This window comes from Buttiauxella sp. BIGb0471 (assembly GCF_024807715.1).
GTDB lineage: Bacteria > Pseudomonadota > Gammaproteobacteria > Enterobacterales > Enterobacteriaceae > Buttiauxella > Buttiauxella agrestis.
On record NZ_JANUEU010000014.1, the window covers coordinates 1 to 4,694 of the forward strand.

The window sequence follows — 4,694 nt, forward strand, 5'->3', positions numbered from 1 at the left end:
GATTGCTGCAGTCAGAGTAGTTTTACCATGGTCAACGTGGCCGATAGTACCGACGTTGACGTGCGGTTTTGTACGTTCAAATTTTTCTTTAGACATCGATTGTCCCTCTAAGACACGGATAAATCGGTGATATCACCACATCAACCAGGCTAAAGCCTGAATTTGTTGAATTCATTAACAGAAGAGAAACAGGGAGGATAAAGGAGGTGGTGCTGATAGGCAGATTCGAACTGCCGACCTCACCCTTACCAAGGGTGCGCTCTACCAACTGAGCTATATCAGCACATCTGGAGCGGGCAGTGGGAATCGAACCCACATCATCAGCTTGGAAGGCTGAGGTAATAGCCATTATACGATGCCCGCACTCTGGAACTCGGCTACCTGCTTGAATTCTGTATTGACCTGAGAAGAAGCTTCTCAGTATTCGAGCCGACTAGTTGGATCTCGTCGCCTCGGGCTACGCATAGCGCGGCCTGAAAATGGTGGTGGGGGAAGGATTCGAACCTTCGAAGTCGATGACGGCAGATTTACAGTCTGCTCCCTTTGGCCGCTCGGGAACCCCACCAAGCACTTGATGGTGCCGACTACCGGAATCGAACTGGTGACCTACTGATTACAAGTCAGTTGCTCTACCTACTGAGCTAAGTCGGCATCAAGTAGCGCGCATTCTAGGAAGACCGGCTCCGTGATGCAACAAAAAAATTAAAGAAAATGCACTACCGCTTATATTTTGCGCGATAGCTCGTAAAAATGGTGGATTAATCAACGTTACGGTGTGATTTTTGTACACGAAATCTAATACGGCGACCCTCGACTTACCGCGCAGTTGCACCTATACCTTGCGAAATGCCCTTTTTAACGCCCTACGATTACGCAAACATCCTTTCATATGCGTTGATATGGCAGTTATAGCGACTTCTGCGGCTTTGGATCACTTCTTACCTTTATGGATGTATCCACATACAGAGAAATCATCAATCGCAAATCATCGAGGGTTATTGTTGTGGATGTCCAGGCAAGTACACCTGCCGAAGCATTCTTTCGCAAAGCTTCTTGATGCCAGGAAAAGTTACCGGATTACATCTGTTCGCCAGATGGCGATTATTATCCTGCCGTTATCTACTTCATACGCTTATTCGCCGTTAATCAATTTGTGCACCGCATAGCGAGTTAATGGTCCGGACCCAGGTGATGTTTTCCTCTGAAAGCATCACCACTATGTTTTTTTCTTATTATTATCCCCCATCTGGTGTTACCCTCCTGCCCATTGTAAAAAGATATATACGTTGCACGCCTTTGATTACCTGAGATGAGTCTCCTTTTCTCAGTCCGCGTACTACGTTCATTTTTGTCCTGAATTACAGGCAGAAGCATGCTTATGAGTAATAAAGAGCAAATGTTGACGACTCCTTATATGCAGTTCAACCGCAACCAATGGGCAGCTTTACGCGACTCAGTGCCGATGACCTTGACTGAAGGTGAAATCGCACGGTTGAAAGGTATCAATGAGGACCTCTCTTTAGAGGAAGTGGCAGAGATCTATCTGCCCCTTTCGCGTCTATTGAATTTCTATATCAGTTCGAACTTACGCCGCCAGGCAGTACTTGAGCAGTTCCTCGGTACGAATGGGCAGCGTATTCCGTACGTCATTAGTATCGCGGGGAGTGTTGCGGTAGGTAAAAGTACTACTGCCCGTGTGTTACAAGCCTTGCTTAGCCGCTGGCCTGAGCATCGTCGCGTAGAGTTAATTACGACTGATGGGTTTCTACATCCGAATAAAGTGTTGAAAGAACGCAATCTGATGAAGAAAAAGGGATTCCCACAATCCTATGATATGCATCGTCTGGTGAAATTCGTTTCTGATATTAAATCAGGCGCACCGAATGTGACCGCACCGGTTTACTCTCATCTTATTTATGATGTCATTCCCGATGGGGATAAAACAGTTGCTCAGCCTGATATTTTAATTCTTGAAGGATTGAATGTTTTACAGAGCGGCATGGATTACCCACACGACCCACATCATGTGTTTGTATCGGACTTTGTCGACTTCTCTATATATGTTGATGCACCTGAAGATCTGCTCCAGGATTGGTATATCACTCGCTTCCTGAAATTCCGTGAAGGCGCTTTTACCGACCCTGATTCTTATTTCCACAGCTACGCCAAGCTTTCAGAAGATGAAGCTGTTAACGTCGCATTACAACTTTGGAAAGAGATAAACTGGCGGAATTTAAAAGAAAATATACTGCCTACGCGTGAGCGCGCTAGCCTGATCATGACGAAGAGCTCGAATCATGAAGTCGAGTGTGTTCGACTGAGAAAATAAAAAATGGGGGGTGTCCCCCATTTTTTTAATTAACGCCGCGCAATGATATTTCACCACCGACCCAAGGTTTAATTACTCCATCCTGCTCTAATAGCAATCCACCTTGTTCATTAATTCCTCTGGAAATTCCGTGAATTTCTCTTTCACCTATTATTAACTTCACCTGACGATTAATAAAATTATCGAGTGGTTTCCAGCGAGGAAGAAAAGGAACTAAACCTTCATCTTCAAATAATTGTAATGCCTTACGTAACTCTTTTATTATTTTAATTGCTAATGCATTACGATCTATATTAATTCCAGCTTCCTGGAGATTAATCCAGCTTTGATTAATGACATCGGTTGCCACATTCCGCATTGCAAGGTTAATCCCTGCGCCAATAACAATTTGGGCTGCATCCCCCGTTTTACCCGTCAACTCCACCAGAATACCAGCGAGCTTACGATCGTTGAGATAGAGATCATTTGGCCATTTCACCCTGACATTTTCTGCACCTAGCTCTTGCAGAACTTCGGCCATAACAATCCCAATAACAAGACTTAAGCCCACCGCAGCTGCTGGCCCTTGTTCAAGTCGCCAGTACATAGACAGGTAGAGATTGGCACCAAAAGGTGAAAACCATTGGCGCCCACGACGGCCACGACCCGCCTGCTGGTATTCAGCAATACACGCATCTCCAGACTGAAGTGTATCTAACCTCTCGAGTAAATACTGATTCGTCGAGTCAATCACTGGGAGTACTGCAATTGATCCTGTATCAATCTGTGACTTTATCAGCTCTTCATTAAGTAACTGGATAGGATCCGGCAGGCTGTATCCTTTGCCTGGTACGGTAAAAACATCCACACCCCAGTCTCTTATTGTTTGAATATGCTTATTAATAGCAGCTCGGCTCATACCAAGCTGCTCGCCTAAATGTTCACCAGAATGAAACTCACCATCAGAAAGGATGCTAATCAGCGTTAGAGGAATTTTGTTATCTTTCATGCAATGGTCTCCACAGCGCTAACCTCACCAGATAGCCCGATAAAGCGGACTTCCGGCTCCAGCCACACATTAAATTTTTCTCCAACGCACTGACGAACATAATGCGCGAGATCCACAACGTTCTGGCTGGACGCGCTTTCTTCGTTTATCAATACCAGAGCTTGCTGTTTATGGACTGCAGCACCGCCAATCTTGTAGCCTTTCAGTTGGCATTGATCGATTAACCAACCAGCGGCGAGTTTTACGGAACCATCGGTCTGCGGATAATGTGGAATAGCTGAAAAAGTAGAAATTAATGTGGTTGCTTGTTCGGCGGTCACAACGGGATTCTTAAAGAAACTCCCTGCATTACCATTAACACGCGGATCAGGCAGCTTTGTCATACGCATGTGGCACACGGAATTGAACACTTCTTGAGGGGTAACATTCGCGGCATCAAGGCGGGTTAGGTCACCATAAGTTAACACCGGCAGCCATTTTTTCGGTAGACGCAGACCTACGGCAACAATTGCATAGTGACTCTGATATTCATGCTTAAAAATACTGTCGCGATAACCAAACTGGCACTGTGAATTATCCAGACGATGCATTTCACCGCTGAGTAAATCAACACAATCTACGTAATAGCAAACACTCTTAAGTTCAACACCATATGCCCCAATATTTTGAATAGGCGAAGATCCGGCACAACCCGGAATTAAAGCCAAATTTTCGAGTCCTGGCATGCCATGCTGCAAGGTATATTCAACCAGCTGATGCCAGTTTTCACCTGCACCAACATGCAAATGCCAGGCATCATCTTCCTCGATAACCTCTATGCCTTTTATACGGTTGATAATTACCGTGCCAGAATAATCTTCAAGAAAGAGAACGTTACTCCCTTCTCCCAGTAGCAACACCGGCATCTGTGCTGAAACCGCCTCGCCCCAGGCGTCTTTTAGCTGCGACAGAGTTTCAGCAATGACAATACGTGAAGCGTTAGCCTGAATACCAAATGTATTGAAAGGCTTAAGAGAGGTGCTCATATCGGTATCTTTCCTGAGTTTAAACCCAGTTAGTTTACCTTATATGCCAGGGGTTGGCTTGTGTGAAGGGAGGCAGGAAGGAGCAATTTCATACATCGCAGACAGCAAAAAGCCCTGTACGTCAGTACAGGGCTTGTATTCGTATCATCCTGATACTCACCCCTCCGGGGCCGTCGCACGCGACGTGCAACATTGTTCCCGACAATGTTGTCCACTTAAAGCGCAAAAAAGCCCCATGCTTTCGCATGAGGCTTGTCTGTTTATTTGGAGCCTGGCAGTTCCCTACTCTCGCATGGGGAGACCCCACACTACCATCGGCGCTACGGCGTTTCACTTCTGAGTTCGGCATGGG

General features: G+C 45.8%; 4 protein-coding genes and 4 tRNA genes. 1 reads left to right on the top strand and 7 read right to left on the bottom strand.

Annotated features, from left to right (window positions below; genetic code table 11):
- The 5 genes from M2371_RS21530 to M2371_RS21550 form a co-directional block, all read right to left on the bottom strand.
- Positions 1-96, bottom strand: a 96-nt coding sequence (locus tag M2371_RS21530; protein WP_001967706.1) for a GTP-binding protein, incomplete at its 3' end; no start/stop codon positions are given.
- A gap of 111 nt (positions 97-207) precedes the next feature.
- A tRNA-Thr gene (locus M2371_RS21535) sits at positions 208-283 on the bottom strand.
- Positions 284-288: 5 nt separating this feature from the next.
- Positions 289-363 (bottom strand) — tRNA-Gly (locus M2371_RS21540).
- A gap of 117 nt (positions 364-480) precedes the next feature.
- Positions 481-565 (bottom strand) — tRNA-Tyr (locus M2371_RS21545).
- Positions 566-575: 10 nt separating this feature from the next.
- Positions 576-651: transfer RNA gene (locus tag M2371_RS21550), tRNA-Thr, on the bottom strand.
- Between the two features lie 727 nt (positions 652-1,378).
- On the opposite strand from M2371_RS21550, the gene coaA reads away from it, so the two are divergent.
- Positions 1,379-2,329 carry a type I pantothenate kinase gene (gene coaA, locus M2371_RS21555; protein WP_034492290.1) on the top strand — a complete coding sequence of 317 codons (951 nt, stop codon included), beginning with the start codon at positions 1,379-1,381 and terminating at the stop codon, positions 2,327-2,329.
- Between the two features lie 25 nt (positions 2,330-2,354).
- Here coaA and birA read toward each other — a convergent pair whose 3' ends face one another.
- Both birA and murB read right to left on the bottom strand, forming a co-directional pair.
- Positions 2,355-3,317: a bifunctional biotin--[acetyl-CoA-carboxylase] ligase/biotin operon repressor BirA gene (gene birA / locus M2371_RS21560; RefSeq protein WP_172895902.1), complete on the bottom strand. Its 963-nt coding sequence runs from the start codon at positions 3,315-3,317 to the stop codon at positions 2,355-2,357.
- Positions 3,314-4,342, bottom strand: coding sequence for a UDP-N-acetylmuramate dehydrogenase (murB, locus tag M2371_RS21565; RefSeq protein ID WP_172895903.1), 1,029 nt, complete (start codon positions 4,340-4,342; stop codon positions 3,314-3,316). The genes birA and murB overlap by 4 nt, the downstream gene beginning before the upstream one ends.
- Positions 4,343-4,694: the final 352 nt, after the last annotated feature.